Below are 24,919 nucleotides of genomic sequence, written 5' to 3' on the forward strand. Positions count from 1 at the left end.
CTCACCCGCTGTCACTTGCCGTCGGCGCAGAGTTCCCGTTTCGGTCCGCAACTTCCCTGGTCGCTCGGCGGGCGCCAGCTGCCTCCCGGGTCGGGCGCCACCGGCGCGCCGTCCTGGTCCGGCCCCGGCGCCTCGGACGTGCCGGCGCCCCAGCGGACGTACCCGATCTCCCGCCCCTCGCCGATGATCATGCCGTTCGGGCCGACCGCCAGCGCGTTCGCGGAGGTGCGCAGCTCGACCAGCACCCGGCCGTCCCGGGGCCCGACCGCGATCAGCCGGGACGGCTTCTCCTCGCTGATCACCGCCGCGTACGGGGTGAGCGCCGCGCCGCTCTTGCCGCCCGCCGGGCGGGTCCAGCGGGTCCGGTCGGCCGACAGCTCCCGGCCCAGCAGCGAACCCTTGTCGGCGCTGCGCACCACGGCGTAGCGGTCGTCCACGGCGAGCAGCTTCTCGCCGTCCGCGCCGACCTGGAGCAGCCGGCCGTCGTACCCGTCGAGCACCGCCTCACGGCCGTCCGGGGCGACCCCGATGAGGACGTTGCGTCCACCCTGCGGGTCCTCCCGCTGCACGCAGCCGGCGTAGTCGGCGGTGCGCAGGTTGATCCCGGTACGCCGCCACACCTGCTGACCGGTGGCCGGGTCCACGGCGGTGACCGCGTAGTAGCAGCTCCCGTCGCGGGAGGTGGCCTCGATCCGCAGCAGCCGGCCGCCGACCACGGCGAGCCGCTCCTCCCGGCCGGGCTGGACGTTCTGGAGCACCCGGCCGGTGGCGGTGTCCACCACGTGCACCCGCCCGTCGACCGGGAAGCCGAGCAGCGGCGGGACGGACTCCGGCCCGGCCACTCCGCCGTCGATCCGGGTGGCGCCGAGCCGCCGGGTGCCGAGGAGTTCCGGGTTGTCGGCGAGCACGCCGCTGTGCACGCCGGGCAGGAACGCGCTCCACAGCGGAGCGGTGCCGCGCGGGTCCCAGGCGCGCAGTGTGCAGTCGGTGGCCTGCACGCAGTACGCGTCGAGCAGCAGGTTCCGGTAGGTCCAGACGGCGATCGCGCGATCGTCGCGGCGCCGGGTCACGCCGCTGACCGGGTCGAGCACCTCGTACCCCTTGTCGAGCAGCTTGCCCACGGCGACGACCGACTCCCGGCCGCTGCCCGCGACCGCCGACCAGTCGGCCTTGCGTTCCCACAGCTGGCCGCCGTCGGCGAGGTTGCGCGCCTCGATGCGGGTGCGCTGCTCGACGATCACGGTGTCGCCGGCGATGGTGACGCTGCGCGGCGTGCCGCCGACGCGCTGCTGCCAGACCACGTCGGGCTCGCTGATCGGCTTGCTCCGGTCGACCCAGTCCCACAGCGCCGGGAACGGGTTCCAGACACCTGTCGCGGCGAGTATGACCACGGTGACGAGCCCGAGCAGCAACCAGCCGCGTACCCCTAGGCCCTTCACACCGCACACGGTAGCGACGATCACCGGTCCCCCGGGCCGCGTGCGGTGCGTGTCGCGGCGCTTCTTGAGTGGCCCGGGGTGTTAAGGGCCGCCGCGGGCGGCGGAGCGGACCAGCGGCAGCGTGCGGTACGGGATCTGTTCGGCCAGCGCGATGATGGTGGACGCGCGCCGGATGCCCTCCGAGGCGACGATCTGGTCGATGACCCGCTGGAGGTCGGTGTTCGACCGGGCGACGATGCGGCAGAGCAGGTCGCTGGAGCCGGTGATGGTGTGCGCCTCCAGCACCTCGGGGATCGCGGCCAGGTGCGCGGTGACCTGGTCGTGGCCGTGCCGCTGGCTGATCTCCAGGGTGACGAAGCTGGTCACCCCGAACCCGATCGCGGCGGGGGTGATGTCCGGCCCGAACCCGGTCACCACGCCCCGGTCGACGAGCTTGTCGAGCCGGGCCTGGACCGTGCCGCGGGCGACGCCGAGGCGCCGGGAGCACTCCAGCACGCCGATCCGGGGCTCCTCCGCGAGCAGTTCGATCAAGCGCGCGTCGAGCTCGTCGAGCTGTACATCCTGACCAGTGTTCATGGTGTCCGACGGTACCGAATGCACAACCTGACCAGGAATTACGTCAACTGTTGCCCAACTCACCGCGGTCCGTAGATCCTCGCCGGAAGAGCACATCCACGGCGGCCCCCGAGGCCGGCCGGTACGCGAGGGAGGCCACCATGACCCAGGCGATCGACCGACCCCAGTCGACCGAGGAGGTCGACGTCGACGCTCTCGTCGGCGCAGTCGACCACGACATCACCCGCGACCCGTTCCCGGTCAAGGGCATGGACCACGTCCACTTCCTGGTAGGGAACGCCAAGCAGGCGGCGCACTACTACTCCACCGCGTTCGGCATGACCTGCGTGGCGTACCGGGGGCCGGAGCAGGGCTACCGCGATCACGCGCAGTACGTGCTCACCAGCGGTTCGGCCCGCTTCGTGCTGACCGGCGCGGTCCGCCCGGACGCCGACGGCGCCGAGCACGTGGCGAAGCACAGCGACGGCGTCTCCGACATCGCGCTGGAGGTGCCGGACGTGGACGCCGCGTACGCGCACGCCGTGGCGCAGGGCGCGACCGGCCTGGTCGAGCCGCACGACGTCAGCGACGAGCACGGCACCGTGCGGATGGCGTCCATCGCCGCGTACGGCGACACCCGGCACAGCCTTGTCGACAGGTCCCGCTACACCGGCCCGTTCCTGCCCGGCTTCGTCGCTCGCGGCCCGATCGTGGACCGCCAGCCGATGATCGACGCCGGCCTCCAGCCGAAGCGGTTCTTCCAGGCCGTCGACCACGTGGTCGGCAACGTGGAGCTGGGCCGGATGGACGAGTGGGTCGAGTTCTACAAGCGCGTCATGGGCTTCTCGAACATGGCGGAGTTCATCGGCGACGACATCGCCACCGACTACTCGGCGCTGATGAGCAAGGTCGTCGCCAACGGCACCCGCAAGGTGAAGTTCCCGCTCAACGAGCCGGCCGTGGCCCGCAAGAAGTCGCAGATCGACGAGTACCTGGAGTTCTACCAGGGCCCCGGCGCCCAGCACATCGCCGTCGCCACGAACGACATCCTGGCCAGCGTGGACGCCATGCGCGCGGCGGGCGTCGAGTTCCTGGACACCCCGGACTCGTACTACGAGGACCCGGAGCTGCGCGCCCGCATCGGCAACGTCCGGGTGCCGATCGAGGAGCTTCAGTCCCGCAAGATCCTGGTCGACCGGGACGAGGACGGCTACCTGCTCCAGATCTTCACCAAGCCGGTGCAGGACCGCCCCACCGTCTTCTTCGAGCTGATCGAGCGGCACGGCTCGCTCGGCTTCGGCAAGGGCAACTTCAAGGCCCTGTTCGAGGCGATCGAGCGCGAGCAGGAGAAGCGCGGGAACCTGTAACACTGTCCGCGTGACCCAGCCTCCTCCGAACCCGACGCCGCCGCCCGCCGGTCCTCCACCCGCGGGCGGCGGCTTCGCGCCGCCCGGCGGACCGGCGGTGCCCGCGCAGCACGTTCCCCCGGGGTACGCCGGCCCGCCCGGCTACCCACCGCCCGGGTACCCCCCGCCCGGGTACGCCCCGGCGCCCCTCCCGCCTCCGGTGGCGCCGAACGGGCAGCCGCTGGCGAGCTTCGGTGACCGGCTGCTCGCCTACCTGATCGACACCGCAGTCGCCATGGCGGTGACGATGGCACTGTTCCTGCCGGTCTTCTTCCTCGTCTTCGTCCGGATGATCGACGAGATCGAGCAGGCCGGGCCGAACGGCCCCGACCCGGCCGAGCTCTGGACGGGCGTGCTCCTGCCGTTGTTCGCCGCCGAGCTCGGGGTCCTGCTGCTGATGCTCGCCTTCTACTGGGTCTACCACGTCGAGTACGCCCGCCGGACCGGGCAGACGCTGGGCAAGAAGGTGATGAAGCTGCGGATCGTGCCGCTGCAGCCGGACGCCGCGCTGAGCCGGGGGATGCTCGGCAAGCGCTGGGTCGTCGAGTTCGCCGGCGGGATGTTCGTGCCGTTCCTCAGCTACCTCGACGGTTTCTGGCAACTGTGGGACAAGCCCTGGCAGCAGTGCCTCCACGACAAGTTCGCCGGAACGGTCGTCGTTAAGGTTGGCCCGTGAGTTTGGAACCTGGCTGGTACGTCGACCCCGCCGACACGGAGACCCGCAGGTGGTGGGACGGCGAGGGCTGGATCGGCGCGCCGATCCCGGTCGACGTCACCCCGCCCGACGGCCCGCCGCCCCCCGAACCGGAGCCGGCGCCGGCCGCCGCGACGCCCGCCGCCGGCCAGCAGGCCACCGGCCCCGGCGGCCGCCCCGACGCGACCCCGACGTCCGGCACGCCCGGCGGCCCGGGCGGCCCGGGCGGACCGAGCCCGTGGCCGGGTCAGCCGGGTCAGCCCGGCCAGCCCGGCCAGGGCGGCCCGTGGCCGGGACAGCCGGGTCAGGTGAACCCGTGGCCGGGCCAGCCCGGGCAGCCGGGACAGGCCGGGCCGGGCATGCAGGGACCGCCGCCGGGCTGGCCGTACCCGCACTGGCCTGGCGCACAGCCGATCCCGCGCCCGCACGGGCTGCCGCTCGCGTCGTACGGCGCCCGGCTGGTCGCGCGCCTGATCGACTTCGGCGTGGTGTTCCTGCTCAACGCCGTGGTCAACGGCTGGTTCGTCTGGCGCTACATCGAGGCGGTGTCCCCGTACCTGCGTGAGTCGGTGCGCCGGGCGCTCAACGGTGACACGTCCACCGAGGGACTGCCCCAGATCGACGACCAGGCCGGCGGCCTCCAGATCGCCATCCTGGTGATCGCCACCGCGCTCTGGTACGCGTACGAGGTGCCGTCGATGGCGGCACGCGGCCAGACCTTCGGCAAGCGGCTGATGGGTATCCGCGCGCTGCCTGTCGAGGCGGACCAGCCGCTCGGCTTCGGCCGGGCCACCCGGCGCTGGAGCACGCTCGGCCTGCCGACGCTGCTCTGGTACTGCTGCGGGCTGGGCCTGGTGCTCCAGCTCATCGACGCGGTCTCACCCCTGTTCGACCATCCGCTGCGCCAGGCCCTGCACGACAAGCGGGCGCAGACGGTGGTGGTCCAGCTCCCCCGCAAGCGTGACACCCGTACCACCCCGCCCGAGAGCGCCGACACCCCGGGAGACACCCCATGACCGAGACCGGACGCCAGCAGCCCGCGCTGCGGCTCACCCGCGCCGACCTGGACGCGCTGCCCAACTACGTGCCCGGCCGCAGCCCGGCCGACCTGGCCCGCGAGCTGGGGCTGGCCGAGGCGATCAAGCTGGCCAGCAACGAGGTGCCGTACGGCCCGCTGCCGGGCGTGGTGGAGGCGGTCGCGGAGGCGGTGGCCGGTTCGCACCGCTACCCGGACATGGGCGTGGTGGCGCTGCGTCAGGCGCTCGCCGAGCGGTACGGCGTGGACGCCGACCGGATCGCCACCGGCTGCGGTTCGGTGGCGCTGGCCGAGCACCTGGTGCGTGCCACCTGCCTGCCCGGTGACGAGCTGCTCTACTCGTGGCGCTCCTTCGAGGCGTACCCGATCATCGCGGCGACCAGCGGCGCGACGAGCGTGCGGGTGCCGAACGACGCCGGCCACGGCCACGACCTTTCCGCGATGGCGGCGGCGGTGACCGACCGGACCCGGATGGTCCTGGTCTGCAACCCGAACAACCCCACCGGTACGGCGGTGCGCCGGGCCGAGCTGGACCGCTTCCTCGACGCGATGCCGGACGACGTGCTCGTGGTGATCGACGAGGCGTACCGGGAGTTCGTCACCGACCCCGAGGTGCCGGACGGCCTGACCTACCTGGACCGGCCGAACGTGGCGGTGCTGCGCACGCTGTCCAAGGCGTGGGGCCTGGCCGGTCTGCGGATCGGCTGGCTGGTCGCGGCGCCGGAGGTGGCCGCCGCCGTGCGCAAGGTGGTCACCCCGTTCTCCACCAGCACGGCCGCCCAGGCCGGCGCGGTGGCCGCGCTGGCGCAGGCCGACGAGGTGGAGCGGCGCTGTGCGCTGGTCGTGGCCGAGCGGGACCGGGTCACCGAGGCGCTGCGCAAGTTCGTCCCGGACGTGCCAGAGAGCCAGGCCAACTTCGTCTGGCTGCCGCTGGGCGAGCGGGCGGTGGAGTTCGGCCGGGCGTGCGAGGCGCGTGGCGTGATCGTCCGCCCGTTCCCCGGCGACGGTGTCCGGGTCACCATCGGCACCCCGGCCGAGAACGACGCGTTCCTGGCCGCCGCAGAGGCCGCGCTGGCCTGACCGGGCGCGCCCGGCGTCGGTCCGTCAACCCCCTACGGACCGGCGCCGGGCGTCTTCGTCCGACCGATCAGACAAGAGGACTATAGGTGCTTTTGTTCGATTTGAGGCTTGACCCGCCGAATCAGGTCACTGCCAGCAGCACCGGTTCGGCCATCAGGAAGTAGCCCTGGTCGTCGTCCTCCGGAGCGGCGCTCTCCCGCAGCCGCTCCACCGCGACGTAGCCGTCCACCGCGTACGCCCGGCCCGGCCGCCAACCGATCCCGTCCCGGCCCAGGTCGAGCACGAAACTCGACCGGGTGGTCCCGGTGAGCGGGTCGACAGTCACCAGTTCCCGCCGGTCGGTCAGCAGGTGCACCCGCCCCGGCTCGGTCGCGAGCACCCGGGCCGGATGGATGTCCGCCCGGCGCCACAGCTCCTCGCCGGTCCGCGCCGAGCGCCCGACCACCACCGGGCCGGACGTGTCCACCGCCCGCTCGCCGTCCAGCACCGTGTCCGGGTGGTCCAGGCCCGGCGCGGCGGCCGGCTCACCCGGGTCGGTCACCAGCCAGCCCCGGCTGCCCGCGCCGTCCGGCCCGGCGGTACGCAGCCCTCGGCAACCGGAGTGCCCGTGCGGGCAGCCGACAGGCGTGACGACGAGTTGCTCCGGCGCGTCCGGCGGCCGCCAGCGGGTCCGCACCGTACCGGTCGCCGCGTCCCGCAGCTCGACCGCGGCCGGGCCGTCGCAGCTGTCCACCCCGACCAGCTCACCGCTGGCGGTGGTGCCCACGTCGGACCGGCAACCCCTGCCCACGTCCGCGCGCCAGAGCCGGCGGCCGTCGGCCAGGTCGTAGCCGCCGAGCCCGCCCGGACCGGCCGCGAGCAGCACGGTCCGCCCGGCCGCAGTGCGCGCCACGTGCAGCCCGGCCGGATCCCAGACCGTGGCGGCGAAGGTGCGTCGCGGCTCCGGCACCGACCCCGGATGCGGGCCGTCGGCCTGCCAGGCCACCCGTCCGGTACGCGCATCGAGCGCCACCAGCTTCCCGTCGGACCAGCGGCTGACCACCGTGGTCCCCTCGGTGAGCACGCCGACCAGCGTCGCCGGCCAGCGGCGGAAGGACCAGAACGGGGTGACCCGGTGCCGCCCGGTGACCGGCTGGTCCGCGTACACCTGACGGGCGCCCGCGTAGACGCGGAGGCGGCCGTCCACGACGAGCGGCGCCACGGGCAGCCGCGCGAGCACCCCGGCGATCGGCGCGGGCGCCGCCGGGTACGGCTTCCGGGCCGGGGTGTCGACCTCGGCGGGCGCCAGCACCCGGACGACCACGGCGACCGACGCCGCGACGGCGAGCACCGCCACCAGCGCCACCACGGCCCGCCGCCTCGCGGCCTTCGCCATCCGTCACCTCCGCCCCGGCACCCTACCGGCCGTGTGCGGGCGGGGTGCGGGGAGCGGCCGGGTCGGCTCAGGCGGCCTCGGTGGATCGGTCGGAACCGGCGGCCAGCGCCAGGTCGGCCAGGTCGCGCCGGAGCGCGCCCTCGACCGCGCGGGCGGCCAGGCCACCGAGGATCAGGGCCAGCACCCGCCCGTACGCCCGGGTCGGCACCGCCTCCTGCTCGACGGTGACCTCGGTGCAGCCGCGCCGCCGCCGCTCGACGGTGCGCAGCGTCCAGGTGATCCGGTAGTCGGCGCCGGCGCCGCGCGACCCGAGCACCAGGCGGCCGGGCGCGACCGCCTCGATCACCTCGAACTCCTCCGGCTCGGCGCCGCCGTCCGGCCGGACGCGGGTCTCCCGCCACACGGTGCCCGGTCCGAAGCCGCCGGTGCCGACGACCTCGACCGCGTCCACCGCCGAGAGCCAGTCGGCGCGGGCCGGGAGGTCGGTGAGCAGTCGCCACAGGTCGGCGTCCTGCGCTTCGATGAATGCGGAAACCGTCACCGTCGACATGGCACCTCCCGTGTCGTACACGGTACGGGCCGTGACCGGAAACGGGGAGCCTCCCGGTGACATTTCCACCACCGGTGCCCCGGCCGGGGCACCGGTGTGTGCGCGAGCGGTCAGCCTCCGAACGTGCCGCCCCGCAGCGCGGTGACGAACGCGGCCCAGCCCGGCGGGCTCACCGCGAGCGCCGGACCGTCCGGGTCCTTCGAGTCGCGTACGCCCACCACGCCGTGCGCGGCGACCACGTTCGTCGCCACCTCGACGCAGAGACCCTGATCGTTCGAGCGGCTGCTGGTGCGCCAGACGGCACCGGTCAACTCGGTCATGCTCGATCCTTCCTGTTTCGGCTTCCGCTGGTACGCCCGGCCCGGCACCGCGGGCGGCTCTCGGGAGAAGCCACCGGCCGGGGCGTAGGTGATCCCAGCGATCAACGCCGAAGGAAACGGCCCCGGTCGCACATCGGGTGCGACCGGGGCCGGTTCGGAAGGTCGGATCTCAGCGGGCCGGGAGGATCGTCCCGGTGACCTCGCCCAAAGCGACAGTGGTGCCGTCCGGGCCGGGCGCGGTGGCGGTGATCGTCACCGTGTCGCCGTCCTCCAGGAACGTCCGCTCGCTGCCGTCGGCGAACTTGACCGGCTCGGACCCGCCCCAGGTCAGCTCCAGGAACGACCCGACCTGGCCACGCTCCGGACCGGAGACGGTGCCGGAGGCATAGAGATCGCCGGTACGCAGCGACGCGCCGTTGACGGTGAGGTGCGCGAGCTGCTGCGCCGGGGTCCAGTACATGCCGGCGAACGGCGGCTCGGCGACCCGCTCGCCGTTCCACTCGACCGACAGCGTCAGGTCCAGCCCGAGGTGCGGCGTGTCGCGCAGGTAGTCCTGCACCGGCGGATCCTGGTCGGGCGCGGGTACGAACGCGTCGGCCAGCGCCTCCAGCGGCGTCACCCACGCCGCGACGGAGGTGGCGAACGACTTGCCGAGGAACGGTCCGAGCGGCTGGTACTCCCACGCCTGGATGTCCCGCGCGGACCAGTCGTTGACGAGCACCACGCCGAAGACGTGGTCGGCGAAGTCGGCCACCGGCACCCGCTCGCCGAGCCGGCTCGGCACACCCACCACGAAGCCCACCTCGGCCTCGATGTCCAGCCGGACCGAGGCGCCGGTGGTCGGGCCCTGCGCGCTGGCCCGCTGACCGGTCGGGCGGATCACCGGGGTGCCGGAGACGACCACGGTGCCGGCCCGGCCGTGGTAGCCGATCGGCACGTGCTTCCAGTTCGGCAGCAGCGGCGGCTGCCCGGGCCGGAAGATCTGCCCGACGTTCGAGGCGTGGTGCTCCGAGGAGTAGAAGTCGACGTAGTCGGCCACCTCGAACGGCAGCGCCATCTCGACCTCGCGCAGCGGCACCAGCAGCGGCTCGACCGCCGCCCGGTGCTCCGGCTCGGTGAGCAGCTCGACGACCCGCTGCCGGACCGCCGTCCACTGCGGGCGGCCGAGCGCCATGAAGGCGTTGAGCGCCGGCTCACCCAGCGCACCGCCGGCCAGCACCAGACCGGCGGCCTCCGCGCCGGCCAGGTCCAGCGCGAAGTCACCGATGCGGACGCCGACGCGCGGCTCGCCCTCGCCGTGCCGGAACACGCCGTACGGCAGGTTCGTCACCCCGTACGGCGACCCTGCCACACCCGGAACCCAGGTCATGCCGTGCTTACTGGGCATGCCCTCACGGCCCTCGCTCCGCTCGGTGCGTTCGCTCATGCCTCGTAGCCTCCGTTCACCAGCCCCAGCCGGATCAGATCGGTAAGTGGTTCGGAGATGCTGCACGAGCCGTACCCGACCCAGAGCGGGCGCTCGGCGTCGCGGTGCGCCCGGGCCGGCTCGACCACGCGTACCGGGTCGGTGGCGGCGAGCAGCTCGGCCACGCCGTCCACCTCTGCGCCCCCGACGGCGGCGAGCGTCGCGCCGAGCACGTTAACGAAACCGTGGTGGTTGAAGCCGGTCTCCGGGTCGCGGTGCCGGATCGCGTGGTGCAGCCCGGCGGTGAGCTTGAACGGCAGCTTCCGGTCGCGGCAGGCGCAGATCACCGCGGCCAGCTCGGCCGGGGTGGGGAACAGCTCGGCGGCGAGCCCGCCGGTGCGGAACTTGGCGGCCACCGACAGCCCGGCGGCGCGTGCCTCGGCGAGCGTGTCGAGCGCGCCCATCAGGCCGAAGGTCAGCGGGATCTCGGCGTACACGGCGGTGCCGTCGAGCCGGCCGGCGAGCGTCATCAGCTCGGACAGCCCGGGTTGCGGATCCTCGCCGCGCTTGGCGACCGGCGCCTCGATCTGCCGGGCGGTCACCCCGTCGGGCGCGAGCGCGTCCAGTGCCTGCGGGAGCTGATCCAGGCCGGTGTCGCCGATCAGCCCGATGACCAGGCCCTCGGCCGGGTCCACCAGGCCGCTCAGCGACCCGCGCTGGATCTCCGAGGCGGGCAGCAGCAGCGGGCCGACCATGTCCGCGTACCAGGCGGTGCGGTGGGTGCGGTGCGCGGTCACCGCGTCGGGCAGCGGGGCGTTGCCGGGCGGGAAGACCGCGGCGTCGTCCACCAGGCCGGAGAGGAGGCGGGGCACCTGCGTTGACACGAGACAAGAATGTACGGGACGCTACGAGGAACGGACAACAGCGTCCGATTATCGGACGCCACCGGCCGGAGAACGGGACATATCGGGAGGCGAGATGCCGTACTACCGCAGCGTCGGCGACGTGCCGCGCAAGCGCCACACCCAGTTCCGCCAGCCCGACGGCACGCTCTACGCGGAGGAACTGGTCGGCCAGGAGGGCTTCTCCTCCGACTCGTCGCTGCTCTACCACCGGTACGCGCCGACCGCGATCCTTGCCGCCGAGGAGTACGCCCCGCCCACAGTCACCCGCGTGCCGAACCTGCCGCTCAAGCCGCGCCACCTGCGCACGCACAAGCTCGACGGCACCGGCGCGGACCCGGTGCTCGGCCGGCAGTACCTGCTCGCCAACGACGACGTACGGATCGCGTACGTGCTCGCCGACCGGCCGTCGCCGCTGTTCCGCGACGCCACCGGCGACCACTGCCTCTACCTGGAGGCCGGGTCGATGCGGGTCGAGTCGCCGTTCGGCGTGCTCGACGCGGTCGCCGGCGACTACGTCGTCATCCCCACCTCGACCATCCACCGCCTCGTACCCACCGGCGACGAACCGACCCGGCTGCTCGCCGTCGAGGCGTCCGGCCACATCGGGCCGCCCAAGCGCTACCTCTCCGTACGCGGGCAGTTCCTGGAGCACGCGCCCTACTGCGAGCGCGACGTCCGGGGACCGGACACCCCGCTGCTCGTCGACGGCGAGGAGGTGGAGGTGCTGGTCAGGCACAGGCGTGGGTGGACGAAGTACGTCTACGCCAACCACCCGTTCGACGTGGTCGGCTGGGACGGGCACATGTACCCGTGGGCGTTCTCCATCCACGACTTCGAGCCGATCACCGGGCGGATCCACCAGCCGCCGCCGGTGCACCAGACGTTCCAGGGCCCGAACTTCGTGATCTGCTCGTTCGTGCCGCGCAAGGTGGACTACCACCCGGCCGCCATCCCGGTGCCGTACAACCACCACAACGTCGACTCCGACGAGATGCTGTTCTACACCGGCGGCAACTACGAGGCCCGGCGCGGCTCCGGCATCGAGCAGGGCTCGATCTCGCTGCACCCGTCCGGCTTCACCCACGGCCCGCAGCCGGGCGCGGCCGAGCGGTCGATCGGGGCGGAGTTCTTCGACGAGCTGGCGGTCATGGTGGACACGTTCCGCCCGCTGGACCTCTGCGACGCGGCCGCCGCCTGCGAGGACGACGGCTACGCCTGGACCTGGGCACGCAAGTCCTGATGTACGCGAGAAGGGGCCGCGCCCGGCACGGACGCGGCCCCTTCGCACACGGTCGTCAGAACGTGGACGCGTCGATGACGAAGCGGTAGCGCACGTCGGACGCGAGCACCCGCTCGTACGCATCGTTGATCTTGTCGGCTCCGATCACCTCGATCTCGGCGCCCAGCCCGTGCTCGGCGCAGAAGTCGAGCATCTCCTGGGTCTCGGCGATGCCGCCGATGCTCGACCCGGCGAACGACCGCCGGGCCGGGATCAGCGAGAACGCGTGCACCGACAGCGGCTTCTCCGGCGCGCCCACGTTGACCAGCGTCCCGTCCACCGCGAGCAGCCGCAGGTACGCGTCCATGTCGAGGGTCGCGCTCACCGTGTTGATGATCAGGTCGAACGAGCCGGCCAGTTCGGTGAACGTGTCCTCGTCGGCTGTCGCGTAGTAGTGGTCGGCGCCGAGCCGCAGCCCGTCCTCCCGCTTCTTCAGCGACTGGGACAGCACAGTCACCTCGGCGCCCATCGCGTGGGCCAGCTTCACGGCCATGTGGCCGAGACCGCCCATGCCGATCACCGCCACCCGCCGGCCCGGCCCGGCGTTCCAGTGCCGCAGCGGCGAGTACGTGGTGATGCCGGCGCAGAGCAGCGGCGCTGCGGCGTCCAACTCGAGGCCGTCCGGGATGCGCAGCACGAAGTCCTCGGTGACCACGATGGCCTGCGAGTAGCCGCCCTGGGTCGGCTTGCCGTCCCGGCCCACCCCGCCGTACGTGCCGGTGCTGCCCTTCAGGCAGTACTGCTCCAGCCCCTTACGGCAGTTGTCGCACTCCCGGCAGGAGTCGACCAGGCAGCCGACGCCCACGCGGTCGCCGACGGCGAACTTGGTGACCGCGGACCCGACCTCGCGCACCACGCCCGCGATCTCGTGACCCACCACGATCGGGTAGCGCGTCGGGCCCCACTCGCTGCGCGCGGTGTGGATGTCGGAGTGGCAGATGCCGGAGAACTTGATGTCGATGAGAACGTCGTCCGGTCCGAGATCGCGCCGCTCGACGGTGGTCGGGGCGAGCGGTTCGGTCGCGGACGTCGCCGCGTAGGCGTTGACGGTGAGCACTGGTTCCCGCTTCCTTCAGCCGGTGTTTCCGGTCCTCCTACCCTCTCACCGGCGAGCGAACGCGGTGAATCCGGCCACCACGGACGCGGTGATCGCCCCGACCAGCGGCAACGGGCCGCCGACCAGCGCGTACACGAGCAGCAGCAGCACCGCGGCGGCGGCCGCGTAGACCGGCACGACCAGGCCGCGTGACATCGCTTCCCGCAGGCCGGGCCGCCACGTCGCCGGGCGACGCAGCAGCACCGCCGTCCCGGCCACCGCCAGCACCGCGAACAGCCGGGACGCGCCGGACGAGGCCGGGGCCAGCGCGGCGACCAGCACGCTCGCGAGCAGCGACCAGCCGGCCACCGACAGCAGGAGCCGCCGGATGCCGTCGTCCACGGTCCGCACCGGGTCGGGGCGCGCCACCGGCAGGTCCGCCAGCGCGGTCAGGTGTTCCAGCGTCTCGGCGTACCGGCGGCGTTCCAGCCGGGCCACGCCCACGTCCTGCCCCGCGTCGCCCAGCTCCGGGTCCAGCCGCAGCGCCTCCCGGTAGGCCCGCTCGGCCAGGTCGAACAGCTGCAACCGCACCGCGACGAGGCCGAGCACGAGGTGCGCCTCCGGCTCCTCCGGGGCCAGCTCCACCCCGCGCCACGCCGCGTCCAGCGCCGCCTGCCCGTTGCGCGACGCCGAGAGGATGGCGGCGGCACTGCGCTGCGCGTACGCGTCGCCCGGCGCACGCGCCAGGATCTCGTCGGCGGTGGCCGCGGCGGGCTTCCAGTGTTCGAGGTCGAGGAGGGCGAACCCGCGCGCCACGAGCGCCGGTACCGCCTCGGGACCGGCGGTCGCCTTCTCGACGGCGGCCTCGGTGGCGGCGAGCGCCTCGGCCGGGCGGCCGGCGGCCAGGTGCATCCGGGCCAGCATGGTCAACGCTGGCACGTGCGCCGGCTCGGTCGCGATCAGCGCGGTGAGTTCGCCGATTCCCTCGTCGTAGCGTCCCAGCTCGGCGAGCAGGTGGGCGCGTTGCAGGTAACCGTCGGCGGCGGACTGGTCGGGGGCGGCGTCACTCGGCATCCCGGCGAGCGTATCCGCCCGGCCCCACCGCGCGCCGAGGGTGCCCGGCGTCAGGCACTCCGGCAGGACGCGCCCGCCCGGCCGCCGCACGTCCCCAGGCTGCACCACCGGCGCAGTCCGCTCTCGTCCAGGAACAGCCACCCGCACCGCCGGTCCGGGCAGACCCGCACCGTGAACCGGGCCGGATCGGCGAGCAGCTGCGCGCCGCTGAACGCGGCGGCGTGCACCGGCAGCCGCAGCCCGGCCGCCAGGTCCGGCCACCACCTGCCGCGTCCGTCCGCCTCGCGCCGGAAGACGAGCGTACGAGCGGCGGCCTCGGCGGCCCGCGCGACGGTCTCGAAGGCCGGGCCGTCGTCCGGGTCGACCAGGCCGGCGTAGAGCGCGGCGCGGAGCGTCCGGGCCTCGTCGAGCACCGCCTCCGCCGCTGCCGGGTCACGGCGCGCGAGGTGCAGCAGGCGGTTCGTCGAAACCTCGTCCACCAGCCCGACATGGCCGGCCCAGACGGCGAGGGTGCGGTAGCCGCGCAGCCACTCGGCGCCGGGCAACGGCGGCTCGTGCCCCCACCCGGCGAGCGTGTTGCAGAAGTCCAGGGCCGGGTGGCCGCCCACGCTCCACGGCAGGCTCTCGTCGCCGACCCGGATCTCGTGCATCGGCCGGGCGGCCCGGTCCAGCCGGTCGTCGCCCGCGAGCACCCGGCGCTGCACCTCCCGGAGCCGGGGCCCCGGCTCGACGCCGAAGTCGGCCGCGAGCAGGTCCCGGGTGGCGCGGTAGAGGCGCAGCGCGTCGGCCCGCCGGTCGCCCCGGTACAGGGCGGTCATCAGGACCGCCACGAGGTGTTCCCGCGTCGGGTGCTGGGCGGCCAGCGGCATCAGGTCGGCGATGGCCCCTGTGTGCCGGCCCAGCGCGAGCTGCGCCTCGGCCCGTAGTTCCACGGCGACGAGGCGAAGTTCCTCGACCGTGCCGTGCAGCCGGTCCCGCAGCTCGTCGTCCGCCGCGTCGTCGAGCAACGGCCCGCGCCACAGGGCGAGCGCCCGGTCGAGCGACCGCACCCGCTCGGCGGGATCGGCGGTCCGCCCGGCCGCCCGTACCAGGTCGGCGAACTCGTCGACGTCGACCCGGTGCCCGTCCTCCTCCACCACGTAGCCCTCACCCCGGGTACTGATCCGCACCCCGTACGGGTTGAGCGAGCCCCGCAGCCGCCCGATGTACGTCTGCACCGCGCTGCGGGCCGTGGGCGGCGGCCGGCCGTTCCAGAGCAGGTCGATGAGGCGGTCGGTCGGCACCACCCGGCCCACGTCGAGCAGCAGCACCCCGAGCAGGCAACGCTCCTGGCGCCGGCTGCCGACCTCGACCGGCCGGCCGTCGTGGCGGGCCTCGAACGGCCCGAGCAGGCGGAACTCCATACCGAACAGGACGACCCGGTACCGGCCCGGGGTTGTCGCCCGGCGGTGATCGCATGGTGAGGAACCCGGCCGGCCGGGTCCGCCCGCGCGACGCCCGCCGCTCGACGCGGTGAGCCGGTGGTGAGCGGGCCCGGCGATGCTCGCCGCCCGGACCAGCGAGGGATGGAGTGGAACATGCGGTTCAGGATGAGTATCGCGGTGGCGAGCGTCGTGGTGGCGGTGGTCGCGGCCCTACCGGGGTCGGCGTCCGCCGCGCCGGGGCGGCATCCCGCCCCGGGTGCCTGGGAGCCGGCGCCCCAGGCGCCGTTCGAGATGCCCGCCGGCGCGCGATGCGAGTTCGCGGTACGGGTCGAGCCGATCGTGGACGAGGTGCGGAAGCTGACGATCGAGACATACCCGGACGGCGCGCCGAAGCGGGAGTTGTTCACCGGCGCTCTGATCAACCGGGTGACGAACCTGGAGACCGGCGCCACCTCGACGGCGGACGCGAGCGGCACCGCCCTCGTCGTCTACCGCACCGACGGCTCCATGACCTGGTACGTGACCGGGCCGGTGCTGCTCGGCTTCCGGGAGAACGCCGGCACGCTGCCGAAGGGGCTGTGGATCGTCGACGGCCGGTTCCGGGTGGAGTTCTCCCCCACCTACGACAAGACCATCACGATGCTCCACGGCACCACCCACAACGTCTGCACCGACGTCGACTGATCGGGTGGACGCGGTGACCGGCGTCCCCGGTCACCGCGTCAGCCGGCCGGAGCCTCGTAGACCAGGGCCACCGCGATCCCGGCCAGCCCCTCCCCGCGCCCGGTGAAGCCCAGCCCGTCGGTGGTGGCCGCGGAGACGGTCACCGGCGCGCCCACCGCCTCGGAGAGCACCCGCTGCGCCTCCTCCCGGCGCGGCCCGATCTTGGGACGGTTGCCGACGACCTGCACCGACACGTTGCCGATCTGGAAGCCCGCCGTCCGTACCCGGCGCGCGCTCTCGGTCAGCAGCGCCACCCCGGACGCGCCGGCCCATTCCGGCTGGTCCACGCCGAAGTTCGCGCCCAGGTCACCGAGCCCGGCGGCGGAGAGCAGGGCGTTGCAGGCGGCGTGCGCCGCCACGTCGGCGTCGGAGTGCCCGGCCAGGCCGTCCTGGTCCGGCCAGTGCAGACCCGCGACCCAGCAGGGCCGCCCGGCCGCGAACGCGTGCACGTCGGTGCCGACAGCCACCCGAGGAACGATCATGACCAGAGGGTACGCGTCGCGCCTTGACTGCGGCCCGGGCTGTGGTTGGCTTCGGTTGCCGTACGCCCCGGTGTCGCCTCTGCCTCGTGCAAGCGCCTGGGGCTCCTTCTTACGGTCGGCGCGGCAGAAGATCGCACGTCTCCAGCTGGCTACCGCCGTGGCCATGAAGCAAGCCTGTGGGCTGTACGAGTGGAGCGTCGCTCTGCCCGACGCCGCCCAGCTCTCGAACACGGGCGCGCCCCAGCGCACCGGTCAACCATCGACCGAAAAGTGGGATCCACGTTCCAGACCCCGGGATACGAGTAAATCTTGGTAGGAAACGGCCCCTATGGGGGCCAGTTCGTACCAAGATCTCGAAGCCGCGAACGGGACCGCGGGCGGGCGGCGTCAGGCGCCTGTGGTCAGGAGGTGTTCGGCCAGGGCCATGTCGAACGGGCGGGTGATCTTCAGGGCCAGCTCGGAGCCGGGCACGCAGGTCACCGGGATCCCCTGCTTCTCGACCAGGCCGGCGTCGTCGGTCAGCGCGTCACCCGCCGACCGGTGGGCCGCGGTCAGCACCGACCGGCGGAAGCCCTGCGGCGTCTGCACCGCCCGCAACGCGGACCTGTCGACGGTCCCGAGCACCCGCTCGGTCGCGTCGACCTCCTTGATCGTGTCGACCACCGGCAGTACCGGGATCACCGCGTCGTGCCCGTCGCGGACCGCCGCGGCCACCGACTCGACCAGGTGGGGCGGGGTGAGTGCGCGGGCCGCGTCGTGCACGAGGACGATCTCCGGACCGGCGGGAACCGCGGCGAGGGCCGCCGCCACCGACTCCTGGCGTTCGGCGCCACCGGGCACCACAGTCACCGGGGCCACGGGGGCGAGCATCGCGCGTACCGCCTCGACCTCGGTCGCCGGTGCGGCCACCACGATCGTGTGCACGGAGGGTGCGGCGGCGATCCGGCGGACCGCGTGCACCAGCAGCGGCTCACCGGCGAGCAGCCGGAGTGCCTTCGGGGCGCCGGGTCCGAGGCGTACCCCGGCACCTGCCGCAGGAACGAGGACCGCGACGTCACCGCGCGGATTGAGCTGCGCGGTCACGTCGCGGTCCTCGGATTCGTTCGCTGCGGGGTGGGTAGAGGCAGAGGCGTGGATCAGGCCTCGGTCAGCACCTTGTCGAGCAGCGTCTCGGCCTCGTCCTTGGTGCTCTTCTCCGCCAGCGCGACCTCGCCGACGAGGATGTCACGAGCCTTGGCGAGCATCCGCTTCTCGCCCGCCGACAGGCCCCGCTCCCGCTCCCGGCGCCACAGGTCGCGGACGACCTCGGCCACCTTCAGCGGGTTTCCGGAGGCCAGCTTCTCCAGATTCGCCTTGTAACGCCGCGACCAGTTGGTCGGCTCCTCGGTGTGCGGTGCACGGAGCACGTCGAAGACCTTGCCCAGGCCCTCTTCGCCGACCACCTCGCGCACACCCACGATCTCGGCGTTCTCGGCGGGCACCCGGACCGTCAGGTCACCCTGTGCGACCCTCAGGACGAGGTATTCCCTGGGCTCGCCCTTGATGACCCGAGTCTCGATTGCCTCGATGAGTGCGGCCCCGTGGTGGGGGTAAACAACGGTCTCGCCGACACTGAAAACCATAGGTTCGAAACCCCTTTCGCTGTGTCTAGGGTAACACGCTCAGGCACCGATGTCTCACCGCTGTCCTGATCGTTGGCGCAGCTCAGGGGCCCTGTGAGAGGTATTTCTTCAGCTTGACAGGCGGTCAAACCGATGCTTTCGACACGCTCCGTGAGGAACACGTGACAACCCGGTAAGGGGTGACGGGAGCGTCCAGATCTAGGGCAATGCGCTCCTTCCATGGTAGCTCCGCAACTCCGTCCGCGCCCAGGTGTGGCGTTACGGCGGTCGGTGCGGGACGCTGGTGAGGGACGTGACGTCCGCTCACCGAGACGTTCCTGGGGGTCCGATGGGCGTGCCTGACGCTGACGGCCAGGGGCCGCCGGACGGGCTGCCCGGCCTGCCTCCGGAGTGGGGCCGGGTGGTCGTCCCGGACGACGCCTCGGCGCTCGCCGACGAGGCCCGGCAGGTCCGCCGGGAGTTGCGCCGCGCGCGGCAGGGCTCCGGCCGGCGTACCGTTCCGGCCCGCCTCGGGCTGCCGGTGCTGATCCTGCTCGTGTCGGTGCTCGTCACACTCGCCGGGCTGGCCGCCGTCACCTGGCCGCGTACCACCACGCGGTCCGGCGCGCCGACGGTGCTCCCCCGCTCCACCACCGCGCCGCAACCGGTCGGCCCACTGCCCGCGCTGGACCTGGTCGGCGCCGACGACACACCGGTACCGCTGCGCAGCCTGCTGCCCGCCATGATCATCCTCGTCGACGCCTGCGCCTGCGCCGAGCAGGTCGGCACCGCGGCGCGCGCCGCGCCGCCCGGCGTCACGGTGGTCACCGTGACCGAGGGCCGCAGCGCCGGACCCGCGAGCGTCCCCGGGGTACGCCCGCTCGGCGACCCGGCCGGCGGCCTGCGCTCCTACCTGCACCTGTCCGCCCATCCCGGCACCGCCGCCGCGCTGCTCGTGGACCGGCAGGGCTCGCTGATCCGGGTGGTGCCGGAGCTGGGCCCGCTGTCGGACTACGGCGCCGACCTGGCCCGGCTGGGCAACTGACGGCCGGCGCGACGGCGGTCAGTAGAGCGCTTCGAGCCGGGCGTCCAGCTCGGCCCGGCCGCGTACTCCGGTGAACCGCACCAGCACCGGCGCGCCGGTGCCGCCCAGCAAGGGCAGCTCCAGCCGCCCGCCGCACCGGAGGAACCGACGCGCGTCACCGGACCCGGTACCGGAGAGCTGCACGGCGACCGCCCCGTCCCCGGAGCAGCTCACCGTCAGCCGGTAGTCGTCGCCCCGCGAGGGGTTCACCTGCCGCACGACGGGCGGCCCGTCCGGCGTCAGGTCGGACGTCTCCCGCCACACCACGTGCGACACCTGGAGCACATGCGAGGTGCCGTCCTCCTCGACCCGGAGCACCACCGACCGGTCCGGTGCCGTGGCCGGCCCACGGAGTGCCCTGGGCGTCGGGTCGCGCCCCGGTCGTGCCGGCCAGGCGTCGCCTGTCGACGGGTCGACCCGCCAGGTGCGGGCGGTGGGTTCGGCGCTCGCGGGCGGCGCCGGCACGGCAGTGGCCGCACCCGGCTCCGGTGCCGCCGCCCGCCACCAGGCCGCGCCGGCCACCAGTGCCAGAACGGTCAGGACGGTCAGCGGTACCCGCCCGTCCCGCTCGTCGGAGGCCATGACGGCAGCGTATCCGCGCGGCCCGGGCGGGGCGAGCCGTCAGCCCACCCGTTCCAGCAGCACCGCGTAGAGCGTCAGGCCCGGTCCGAACGCGAGCATCACCACCCAGCGCGGCGGCGACGGCTCCGTACGCCACAGCCGGTCCAGGATCAGCAGCACGGTCGGGGACGAGCAGTTGCCGTGCTCGGCGAGCGTCCCCCGGGACGCGGCGAGGCCATCCGGCGGCAGGGCCAGCTCACGCTCCACCACGTTGAGGATCCGCGGCCCGCCCGGGTGCACCGCCCAGCCGTCCACGTCGGAGCGCTCGCACCCGTGCCGCGCCAGCAGGTCGTCGACCAGTTTTTGCACGTGCCGGGACAGGACCTGCGGCACCTTCGGCGACAGCCCCATCCGGAAACCGGTGTCGGTGACGTCCCAGGTCATGTGGTCCGCGGTGGAGGTGTCGGTGACCGAGGTGACCTCACGCAGCGCGTACCCCCGGCCGCCGGGGACGACCACGGCGGCGACCGCGGCGTCCGAGAACAGCGCGTGGGAGACGATCTGCTGGGTGTCCACCCGGGCACCCGGCGGCTGGATGTGCAGGCTGGTCAGCTCCGCACAGAGCAGCAGCGCGGGCCGCCCGCGGGCGGTGACGAAGTCGCTCGCCGCGCCCAGCCCGGGCAGGGCCGCGTAGCAGCCCATGTGCCCGACGAACATGCGCTGGGTGCTCGGGGACATGCCCAGGTCCCGGGCGAGCAGGATGTCCAGCCCCGGGGTGGCGTACCCGGTGCAGGAGCAGACGATGAACAGCCCGACGTCGGAGGCGTCCAGGCCGGCGGCGGTGAGTGCCCGGCTGACCGCCTCCTTGCCCAGCGGCAGCGCCTCGACCTGGTAGCGGCGCATCCGGCGCTCGGTCGGCCACTCCGAGACGTCCTCCAGCAGCGGGTTGACCGCCGCCTGCCGCCGGGTGACGCCCGAGTTCGCGAAGATCCGCTCGGCCAGCGCCCTGGTGTTCCCCTGGAAGTGCTTCGCGAAGAAGCCCGTCCACAGTTCGTCCTGCATCGCGGCCGGCGGTTGCGCCGTACCCAGACCCGCTATCACCGGCATGCCCACGTCCCCCACCCCTCCCTCATCTCTCGCACCAACCCTGGTCACCAACGAGGGAGCGCGCTGTCCCGGTCCGGGTCGCCGCCCAGCGCGGCGATGCCGAGCCAGTCGGCGCACACGTCGGACGTGGCCGGATGCAGCGAGCCGCAGCGGGCGTCCCGGTAGAGCCGCTCCAGCGGATGCCCGCGCCGGGTCGCCGACGTACCAGCCGCCTCCAGCATGGAGGCCGCGACCTCGGCGGCGGTGGTGCCCGCCAGCAGCTTGGCCCGCCACACCCAGCGGTTCGTCTCGGCGTCGCCGGGCGCCTCGTCGACCCGGCGGGCCGCCTCGGCGACCACCAGTTCGGCGGCGGCGGTGGCCGCGTCGGCCCGGCCCAGGCGGGCCCGCACCGCGGGCAGCCCGGCGAGGTTGCGGGCGTTGAGGTGCTCGGCCGCCGCGTCGACGGCGGCCCGGGCCACGCCGACGTAGACCGCCGCGTAGCTCGCCACCAGCCAGTGCGGCATGAGCTGGGCGACGACCAGGGCCAGCCCTTCGACGCCGCCGAGCAGCCGGTCGGCCGGGACCGTCACGTCCAGGTGCACGTCGTGCGAGGAGGTGGCCCGCATGCCGAGCGAGTCCCAGGTGGGCTCGACGGTGATCCCGTCCCCGGCCGGGATCAGGAACTGCGACACCACGGACTGGTCGGCGGCGCTGCGGGCGGCCACCAGGTAGCCGTCCGGGTGCCCGGCGCCGGAGCAGAACGTCTTGCTGCCCTTGATGTGCCAGCCGCCGCCGACCGGCTCGTAGACGGTGCTGAGCTGCGACAACCGGGCGCCGGCGCCACGTTCGCTCATCGCCACCGCGTACCAGGCGCCGTCCGCAGCCGCGCGCAGCAGCCGGTCCCGCGCCGCCAGGGCCTCGTCCGGTACGCCGAGCGCCTCGGCCAGTTCCTCGGTGACCGCGCCCAGCGCCCCGGTGACCGAGGCGTGCATGTTGAACACCAGCGCTGTGGCGCCGTTGCCCCGGGCCAGTTCGGTGGCGACGGCGGCGTACTCGGCGAAACTCGCGCCCGTACCGCCCAGCTCGGGGGGCACCATCAGGCCGAACAGCCCTGCTTCCCGCAGGTCCGCGAAGTCGTCCACGGGGAACGAGCCGTCGCGGTCGTGCTCGGCCGCGCGGGCGGCCAGTCGCGGCGCCAACCGGCGGGCCGCCTCCAGCGCGTGCACAGTCATGTCGCCCCCTTCTCGGCGTCCTTTACCCCGGGCGGCCCCGGCTACCCGCCCCGGCGCCCCCAGCCCTGGTACAGCACCGCTGTCGACCGGGTCGGCACGATGCGCGGTTCGGTCCTGCCCGGACGGTCGGCGCCGCCGCGCATACGGCGCAGCAGCCAGGCAAGCGTGCCGCCCAACTGCGGGCGGACCCCGCGCACCGTCAGCGACACGCCGTGCCGGGCGCACTCGGCGACCAGTGCGCGGGCGTCGACGAACAACCGCGGATCGTGGATGCCGCGCGGCACCGTGGGCAGCCGTTCGCCCAGTTCCACGGCGACGAGCCGCGCCAGCAACGTGTCGTTGAGCGTGTCCAGCACCAGCAGGCCACCCGGGCGCAGCAGCCGGCACGCCTCGGCTACCGCCCGCCGCCAGTCCGGTACGTGTTCCAGCAGCTCACCGGCGGAGACCACCGCCGCGCAGCCGTCGGCCAGCGGCACCGCCGTGGCGTCGGCCCGGACCACCGTCACGCCGTGCGCGGCGGCCTGGTCGAGCGCGGAGCGGGTCAGGTCCACCCCGACGTGGTGGTAGCCCTTGCCGGCCAGGTGCGGCGCCAGCAGCCCGGCGCCGCAGCCCAGGTCGACGAGCAGATCGTCCGGCGTGGACGCCGCCGGTACCAGCGCCGCCCGGGCCCGGGCCAGCCAGTGCAGCATCGCGAACGCGCCGTCCGGCCGCCACCACTCGCCGGCCAGGTCGTCGTACTGCCGGGGGTCGTTCGGCGGCAGCACCCGGTACGGAGTGGACACCGGCGACGCGTCGGGCATGCGTCGAGCGTGGCACGACTGACCGGTAACGACCAGACTTCTCTTATGTCGACGCGGGTGTTAGGGCTGGTCAGGGCGAGCCATCCGGAGCCCGCGGCGGCGGTCACAGTGGTCGCCGCGCTGCTCGCCGCCGGTGCCGGGCACTCCGCGGCGGGTGTCGCCGCGGTGGCGTTGACGGTGCTGGCCAGCCAGCTCGCCGTCGGGTGGAGCAACGATCTCATCGACGCCGACCGGGACGCCGCGGTGGGGCGTACCGACAAACCGGTGACCACCGGCGAGGTCGCCCGGCCGGCGCTGGCCGCGGCCACCGCGGTGGCCGCCGTCGCCGTGCCGGTGCTCGCGCTGGCCGGCGGCCCGGCCGCGGCGGGCTGCGCCACGCTGGGCCTGGTCTCCGCGCTGCTCTACAACCGGCCGCTGAAGTCGACGCCGGTGTCGGTGCTGCCCTACGCGGTCTCGTTCGGCGCGCTGCCCGCGTTCGTGGTGCTGGCGCTGCCCGGCTCGCCGATGCCCCCGGCGTGGCTGGTGGCCGCCGCCGCGCTGCTCGGCGCCGGCGCGCACTTCGCGAACGTGCTGCCGGACCTGGCCGACGACGCCCGGACCGGGGTGCACGGCCTGCCGCACCGGCTCGGGCCGGTGGGCAGCCGGCTGGCCGCCGCCGGGCTGCTGCTCGCGGCCACCGTCGCGCTGGTCCTCGGCCCGCCCGGGCCGCCGTCGTGGGCCGGCCTGTCGGCGGTCGCCGCCGCCGTGGCCGTGCCGGCGGTCGGCTGGTACGCGGGACGCGCGGCCGCCGGACGCTCGGCGACCGCCTTCCGGGCGGTGCTGGTGGTGGCGCTGATCGATGTGGTGCTGCTGGTGACGAGCGGCCGGGTGGTCTGAGCGGTCCCTCCCGAGGTGGTATTGCCGGGTCCGCGTGCGGGCCTCGATCAGCTCCAACTACCCTGGAGCGCGGTCTGCGCGGGTATGGCCACCCCGTGCCCGGTGGTCGACCGGGCGGGGATCGTGACGAGGAGGACCGACGTGACGCGCTCGATCAGGGGTTCCCGGGGGCCGGCCCTGCTGCTGGCCGGCACGGCGGCGGCGGCGAGCCTGCTGCTGTCCGGGTGCGGCGCCGGGCAGATTTCCGAGACCGCCAACAAGATCCCGTCGGTACAGGGCGTCAACGTCCAGACCTCCGACAACCTCTTCAAGGTGCGCGGGCTCTACGTGCAGTTCCCGGGCCCGAAGGGCTACGAGGCCGGGTCGAACGCGCCGGTCAACGTGGTGATCTACAACGACAGCGAGAAGCCGGTGACCGTGACGGTCACGACCGACAGCGCGCGGGAGATCGTGCTCACCGGTTCCGGCGCGGGCGAGAGCGGCGCGGCCACCCCGACGGGTTCGCCCACCGAGCCGGTCACCACCTCGCCGACCGCGTCCGACCCGAGCGCGTCGCCGAGCCAGTCGCTGGAGGTGACCGGGTCGCCGTCGGCCAGCCCGTCGCCGAGCGAGAGCGAGTCCGCGCCCGCCGGTCAGCCGGCCCGGATCGAGATCCCGGCGCTCAGCTACGCCCAGCTCAACGCCGGCAACCCGCGGTTCCTCCAGCTCGTCGGCCTGAACGAGAAGGTGCTCGTCGGCCAGCAGGTCAACCTGACCTTCGACTTCGGCGACGGCAGGGTCGTCAAGACCCCGGCGCCGATCGGCATCCCGCTGACCGCGGAGGCCACGCCGTCGAAGATCGTGAACCCGCGTGAGCACGCCGGTGAGGACGGCGGCGCCGAGGGCGGCCACTGACC

Annotated in this window: 26 protein-coding genes; 9 read left to right on the forward strand and 17 right to left on the reverse strand. The window is 73.9% G+C overall.

The window, feature by feature from the left end:
- Nucleotides 1-11 precede the first annotated feature (11 nt).
- Nucleotides 12-1,448: a PQQ-binding-like beta-propeller repeat protein gene (locus tag OC439_RS11280; RefSeq protein WP_262013360.1), complete on the reverse strand. Its 1,437-nt coding sequence runs from the start codon at nucleotides 1,446-1,448 to the stop codon at nucleotides 12-14.
- 72 nt (nucleotides 1,449-1,520) lie between these two features.
- Nucleotides 1,521-2,015 carry an Lrp/AsnC family transcriptional regulator gene (locus tag OC439_RS11285; RefSeq protein ID WP_262013361.1) on the reverse strand — a complete coding sequence of 165 codons (495 nt, stop codon included), beginning with the start codon at nucleotides 2,013-2,015 and terminating at the stop codon, nucleotides 1,521-1,523.
- Between the two features lie 140 nt (nucleotides 2,016-2,155).
- Between OC439_RS11285 and hppD the strand changes: the two genes are divergently transcribed.
- From hppD to hisC, 4 genes are read left to right on the forward strand one after another with little or no spacing between them, the layout of a single operon-like run.
- Nucleotides 2,156-3,361, forward strand: a complete 1,206-nt coding sequence (gene hppD / locus OC439_RS11290; RefSeq protein WP_013288921.1) for a 4-hydroxyphenylpyruvate dioxygenase — start codon at nucleotides 2,156-2,158, stop codon at nucleotides 3,359-3,361.
- A 10-nt stretch (nucleotides 3,362-3,371) separates the two neighbouring features.
- Nucleotides 3,372-4,076, forward strand: coding sequence for an RDD family protein (locus tag OC439_RS11295; RefSeq protein ID WP_262013362.1), 705 nt, complete (start codon nucleotides 3,372-3,374; stop codon nucleotides 4,074-4,076).
- Entirely contained in the window at nucleotides 4,073-5,110 is a 1,038-nt protein-coding gene (locus OC439_RS11300) for an RDD family protein (RefSeq protein ID WP_262013363.1), read from the forward strand. The genes OC439_RS11295 and OC439_RS11300 overlap by 4 nt, the downstream gene beginning before the upstream one ends.
- Nucleotides 5,107-6,210 carry a histidinol-phosphate transaminase gene (hisC, locus tag OC439_RS11305; protein WP_262013364.1) on the forward strand — a complete coding sequence of 368 codons (1,104 nt, stop codon included), beginning with the start codon at nucleotides 5,107-5,109 and terminating at the stop codon, nucleotides 6,208-6,210. Before OC439_RS11300 ends, hisC begins: the two co-directional genes overlap by 4 nt.
- A 121-nt stretch (nucleotides 6,211-6,331) precedes the next feature.
- Here hisC and OC439_RS11310 read toward each other — a convergent pair whose 3' ends face one another.
- The 5 genes from OC439_RS11310 to OC439_RS11330 all read right to left on the reverse strand — a co-directional run bounded on the left by OC439_RS11310 (nucleotide 6,332) and on the right by OC439_RS11330 (nucleotide 10,744).
- A complete protein-coding gene (locus OC439_RS11310) occupies nucleotides 6,332-7,585 on the reverse strand; it encodes a PQQ-like beta-propeller repeat protein (RefSeq protein WP_262013365.1) in 1,254 nt (417 codons plus the stop codon).
- Between the two features lie 67 nt (nucleotides 7,586-7,652).
- A complete protein-coding gene (locus OC439_RS11315; protein ID WP_262013366.1) occupies nucleotides 7,653-8,135 on the reverse strand; it encodes an SRPBCC family protein in 483 nt (160 codons plus the stop codon).
- 110 nt (nucleotides 8,136-8,245) lie between these two features.
- A complete protein-coding gene (locus tag OC439_RS11320) occupies nucleotides 8,246-8,455 on the reverse strand; it encodes a DUF397 domain-containing protein (protein WP_194801919.1) in 210 nt (69 codons plus the stop codon).
- A gap of 169 nt (nucleotides 8,456-8,624) precedes the next feature.
- Complete coding sequence (fahA, locus tag OC439_RS11325; protein WP_262013477.1) at nucleotides 8,625-9,824, reverse strand: fumarylacetoacetase; 1,200 nt, start codon at nucleotides 9,822-9,824, stop codon at nucleotides 8,625-8,627.
- Nucleotides 9,825-9,877: 53 nt separating this feature from the next.
- On the reverse strand, nucleotides 9,878-10,744 hold the full coding sequence (locus OC439_RS11330) for a hypothetical protein (protein ID WP_262013367.1): 867 nt from the start codon (nucleotides 10,742-10,744) through the stop codon (nucleotides 9,878-9,880).
- A gap of 94 nt (nucleotides 10,745-10,838) precedes the next feature.
- Between OC439_RS11330 and OC439_RS11335 the strand changes: the two genes are divergently transcribed.
- Nucleotides 10,839-12,005 carry a homogentisate 1,2-dioxygenase gene (locus OC439_RS11335; protein ID WP_262013368.1) on the forward strand — a complete coding sequence of 389 codons (1,167 nt, stop codon included), beginning with the start codon at nucleotides 10,839-10,841 and terminating at the stop codon, nucleotides 12,003-12,005.
- Between the two features lie 55 nt (nucleotides 12,006-12,060).
- Here OC439_RS11335 and OC439_RS11340 read toward each other — a convergent pair whose 3' ends face one another.
- From OC439_RS11340 to OC439_RS11350, 3 genes are read right to left on the reverse strand one after another with little or no spacing between them, the layout of a single operon-like run.
- The gene (locus OC439_RS11340) at nucleotides 12,061-13,101 is read right to left on the reverse strand and encodes an NAD(P)-dependent alcohol dehydrogenase (RefSeq protein WP_262013369.1); all 1,041 of its coding nucleotides are present in this window, start codon (nucleotides 13,099-13,101) and stop codon (nucleotides 12,061-12,063) included.
- 45 nt (nucleotides 13,102-13,146) lie between these two features.
- The gene (locus OC439_RS11345; protein WP_262013370.1) at nucleotides 13,147-14,154 is read right to left on the reverse strand and encodes a tetratricopeptide repeat protein; all 1,008 of its coding nucleotides are present in this window, start codon (nucleotides 14,152-14,154) and stop codon (nucleotides 13,147-13,149) included.
- A gap of 50 nt (nucleotides 14,155-14,204) precedes the next feature.
- Nucleotides 14,205-15,557: a BTAD domain-containing putative transcriptional regulator gene (locus OC439_RS11350; protein ID WP_262013371.1), complete on the reverse strand. Its 1,353-nt coding sequence runs from the start codon at nucleotides 15,555-15,557 to the stop codon at nucleotides 14,205-14,207.
- A 174-nt stretch (nucleotides 15,558-15,731) separates the two neighbouring features.
- Between OC439_RS11350 and OC439_RS11355 the strand changes: the two genes are divergently transcribed.
- The gene (locus OC439_RS11355; RefSeq protein ID WP_262013372.1) at nucleotides 15,732-16,262 is read left to right on the forward strand and encodes a hypothetical protein; all 531 of its coding nucleotides are present in this window, start codon (nucleotides 15,732-15,734) and stop codon (nucleotides 16,260-16,262) included.
- A gap of 38 nt (nucleotides 16,263-16,300) precedes the next feature.
- On the opposite strand, the gene ispF is transcribed toward OC439_RS11355, so the two are convergent.
- From ispF to OC439_RS11370, 3 genes are all read right to left on the reverse strand, one after another.
- Entirely contained in the window at nucleotides 16,301-16,783 is a 483-nt protein-coding gene (gene ispF, locus OC439_RS11360; RefSeq protein WP_262013373.1) for a 2-C-methyl-D-erythritol 2,4-cyclodiphosphate synthase, read from the reverse strand.
- 387 nt (nucleotides 16,784-17,170) lie between these two features.
- Nucleotides 17,171-17,866 (reverse strand): 2-C-methyl-D-erythritol 4-phosphate cytidylyltransferase, encoded by a 696-nt coding sequence (gene ispD, locus OC439_RS11365; protein WP_262013374.1) that lies wholly within the window; start codon nucleotides 17,864-17,866, stop codon nucleotides 17,171-17,173.
- 53 nt (nucleotides 17,867-17,919) lie between these two features.
- Nucleotides 17,920-18,405: a CarD family transcriptional regulator gene (locus OC439_RS11370; protein WP_013288937.1), complete on the reverse strand. Its 486-nt coding sequence runs from the start codon at nucleotides 18,403-18,405 to the stop codon at nucleotides 17,920-17,922.
- 328 nt (nucleotides 18,406-18,733) lie between these two features.
- On the opposite strand from OC439_RS11370, the gene OC439_RS11375 reads away from it, so the two are divergent.
- Nucleotides 18,734-19,429, forward strand: coding sequence for a hypothetical protein (locus OC439_RS11375; RefSeq protein ID WP_262013375.1), 696 nt, complete (start codon nucleotides 18,734-18,736; stop codon nucleotides 19,427-19,429).
- Nucleotides 19,430-19,447: 18 nt separating this feature from the next.
- Here OC439_RS11375 and OC439_RS11380 read toward each other — a convergent pair whose 3' ends face one another.
- From OC439_RS11380 to OC439_RS11395, 4 genes are read right to left on the reverse strand one after another with little or no spacing between them, the layout of a single operon-like run.
- Nucleotides 19,448-20,050 carry a hypothetical protein gene (locus tag OC439_RS11380; RefSeq protein ID WP_262013376.1) on the reverse strand — a complete coding sequence of 201 codons (603 nt, stop codon included), beginning with the start codon at nucleotides 20,048-20,050 and terminating at the stop codon, nucleotides 19,448-19,450.
- A 39-nt stretch (nucleotides 20,051-20,089) separates the two neighbouring features.
- Nucleotides 20,090-21,142: a type III polyketide synthase gene (locus tag OC439_RS11385; protein WP_262013377.1), complete on the reverse strand. Its 1,053-nt coding sequence runs from the start codon at nucleotides 21,140-21,142 to the stop codon at nucleotides 20,090-20,092.
- A gap of 38 nt (nucleotides 21,143-21,180) precedes the next feature.
- Nucleotides 21,181-22,347, reverse strand: a complete 1,167-nt coding sequence (locus OC439_RS11390; RefSeq protein ID WP_262013378.1) for an acyl-CoA dehydrogenase family protein — start codon at nucleotides 22,345-22,347, stop codon at nucleotides 21,181-21,183.
- A gap of 41 nt (nucleotides 22,348-22,388) precedes the next feature.
- Nucleotides 22,389-23,147, reverse strand: a complete 759-nt coding sequence (locus OC439_RS11395; RefSeq protein ID WP_262013379.1) for a methyltransferase domain-containing protein — start codon at nucleotides 23,145-23,147, stop codon at nucleotides 22,389-22,391.
- 45 nt (nucleotides 23,148-23,192) lie between these two features.
- Here OC439_RS11395 and OC439_RS11400 point away from each other — a divergent pair, with 45 nt between their 5' ends.
- Together OC439_RS11400 and OC439_RS11405 are read left to right on the forward strand one after the other, a co-directional pair.
- Complete coding sequence (locus OC439_RS11400) at nucleotides 23,193-24,023, forward strand: UbiA family prenyltransferase (RefSeq protein ID WP_262013380.1); 831 nt, start codon at nucleotides 23,193-23,195, stop codon at nucleotides 24,021-24,023.
- Between the two features lie 141 nt (nucleotides 24,024-24,164).
- Entirely contained in the window at nucleotides 24,165-24,917 is a 753-nt protein-coding gene (locus OC439_RS11405) for a hypothetical protein (RefSeq protein WP_262013381.1), read from the forward strand.
- The last annotated feature ends 2 nt before the right edge of the window (nucleotides 24,918-24,919 follow it).

It is taken from the genome of Micromonospora sp. Mcm103 (assembly GCF_024519755.1).
GTDB lineage: Bacteria > Actinomycetota > Actinomycetes > Mycobacteriales > Micromonosporaceae > Micromonospora > Micromonospora aurantiaca.

Bases quoted from the DNA above. Each gene is read 5' to 3' on its own strand.
- OC439_RS11350 (WP_262013371.1), bottom strand. From the start codon at position 15,557: ATGGAGTTCCGCCTGCTCGGGCCGTTCGAGGCCCGCCACGACGGCCGG.
- OC439_RS11345 (WP_262013370.1), bottom strand. From the start codon at position 14,154: ATGCCGAGTGACGCCGCCCCCGACCAGTCCGCCGCCGACGGTTACCTG.
- OC439_RS11320 (WP_194801919.1), bottom strand. From the start codon at position 8,455: ATGACCGAGTTGACCGGTGCCGTCTGGCGCACCAGCAGCCGCTCGAAC.
- fahA (WP_262013477.1), bottom strand. From the start codon at position 9,824: ATGACCTGGGTTCCGGGTGTGGCAGGGTCGCCGTACGGGGTGACGAAC.
- OC439_RS11370 (WP_013288937.1), bottom strand. From the start codon at position 18,405: ATGGTTTTCAGTGTCGGCGAGACCGTTGTTTACCCCCACCACGGGGCC.
- OC439_RS11395 (WP_262013379.1), bottom strand. From the start codon at position 23,147: ATGCCCGACGCGTCGCCGGTGTCCACTCCGTACCGGGTGCTGCCGCCG.
- OC439_RS11310 (WP_262013365.1), bottom strand. From the start codon at position 7,585: ATGGCGAAGGCCGCGAGGCGGCGGGCCGTGGTGGCGCTGGTGGCGGTG.
- OC439_RS11285 (WP_262013361.1), bottom strand. From the start codon at position 2,015: ATGAACACTGGTCAGGATGTACAGCTCGACGAGCTCGACGCGCGCTTG.
- ispF (WP_262013373.1), bottom strand. From the start codon at position 16,783: ATGATCGTTCCTCGGGTGGCTGTCGGCACCGACGTGCACGCGTTCGCG.
- OC439_RS11355 (WP_262013372.1), top strand. From the start codon at position 15,732: ATGCGGTTCAGGATGAGTATCGCGGTGGCGAGCGTCGTGGTGGCGGTG.
- OC439_RS11315 (WP_262013366.1), bottom strand. From the start codon at position 8,135: ATGTCGACGGTGACGGTTTCCGCATTCATCGAAGCGCAGGACGCCGAC.
- OC439_RS11390 (WP_262013378.1), bottom strand. From the start codon at position 22,347: ATGACTGTGCACGCGCTGGAGGCGGCCCGCCGGTTGGCGCCGCGACTG.
- hisC (WP_262013364.1), top strand. From the start codon at position 5,107: ATGACCGAGACCGGACGCCAGCAGCCCGCGCTGCGGCTCACCCGCGCC.
- OC439_RS11380 (WP_262013376.1), bottom strand. From the start codon at position 20,050: ATGGCCTCCGACGAGCGGGACGGGCGGGTACCGCTGACCGTCCTGACC.
- OC439_RS11375 (WP_262013375.1), top strand. From the start codon at position 18,734: ATGGGCGTGCCTGACGCTGACGGCCAGGGGCCGCCGGACGGGCTGCCC.
- OC439_RS11400 (WP_262013380.1), top strand. From the start codon at position 23,193: ATGTCGACGCGGGTGTTAGGGCTGGTCAGGGCGAGCCATCCGGAGCCC.
- hppD (WP_013288921.1), top strand. From the start codon at position 2,156: ATGACCCAGGCGATCGACCGACCCCAGTCGACCGAGGAGGTCGACGTC.
- OC439_RS11335 (WP_262013368.1), top strand. From the start codon at position 10,839: ATGCCGTACTACCGCAGCGTCGGCGACGTGCCGCGCAAGCGCCACACC.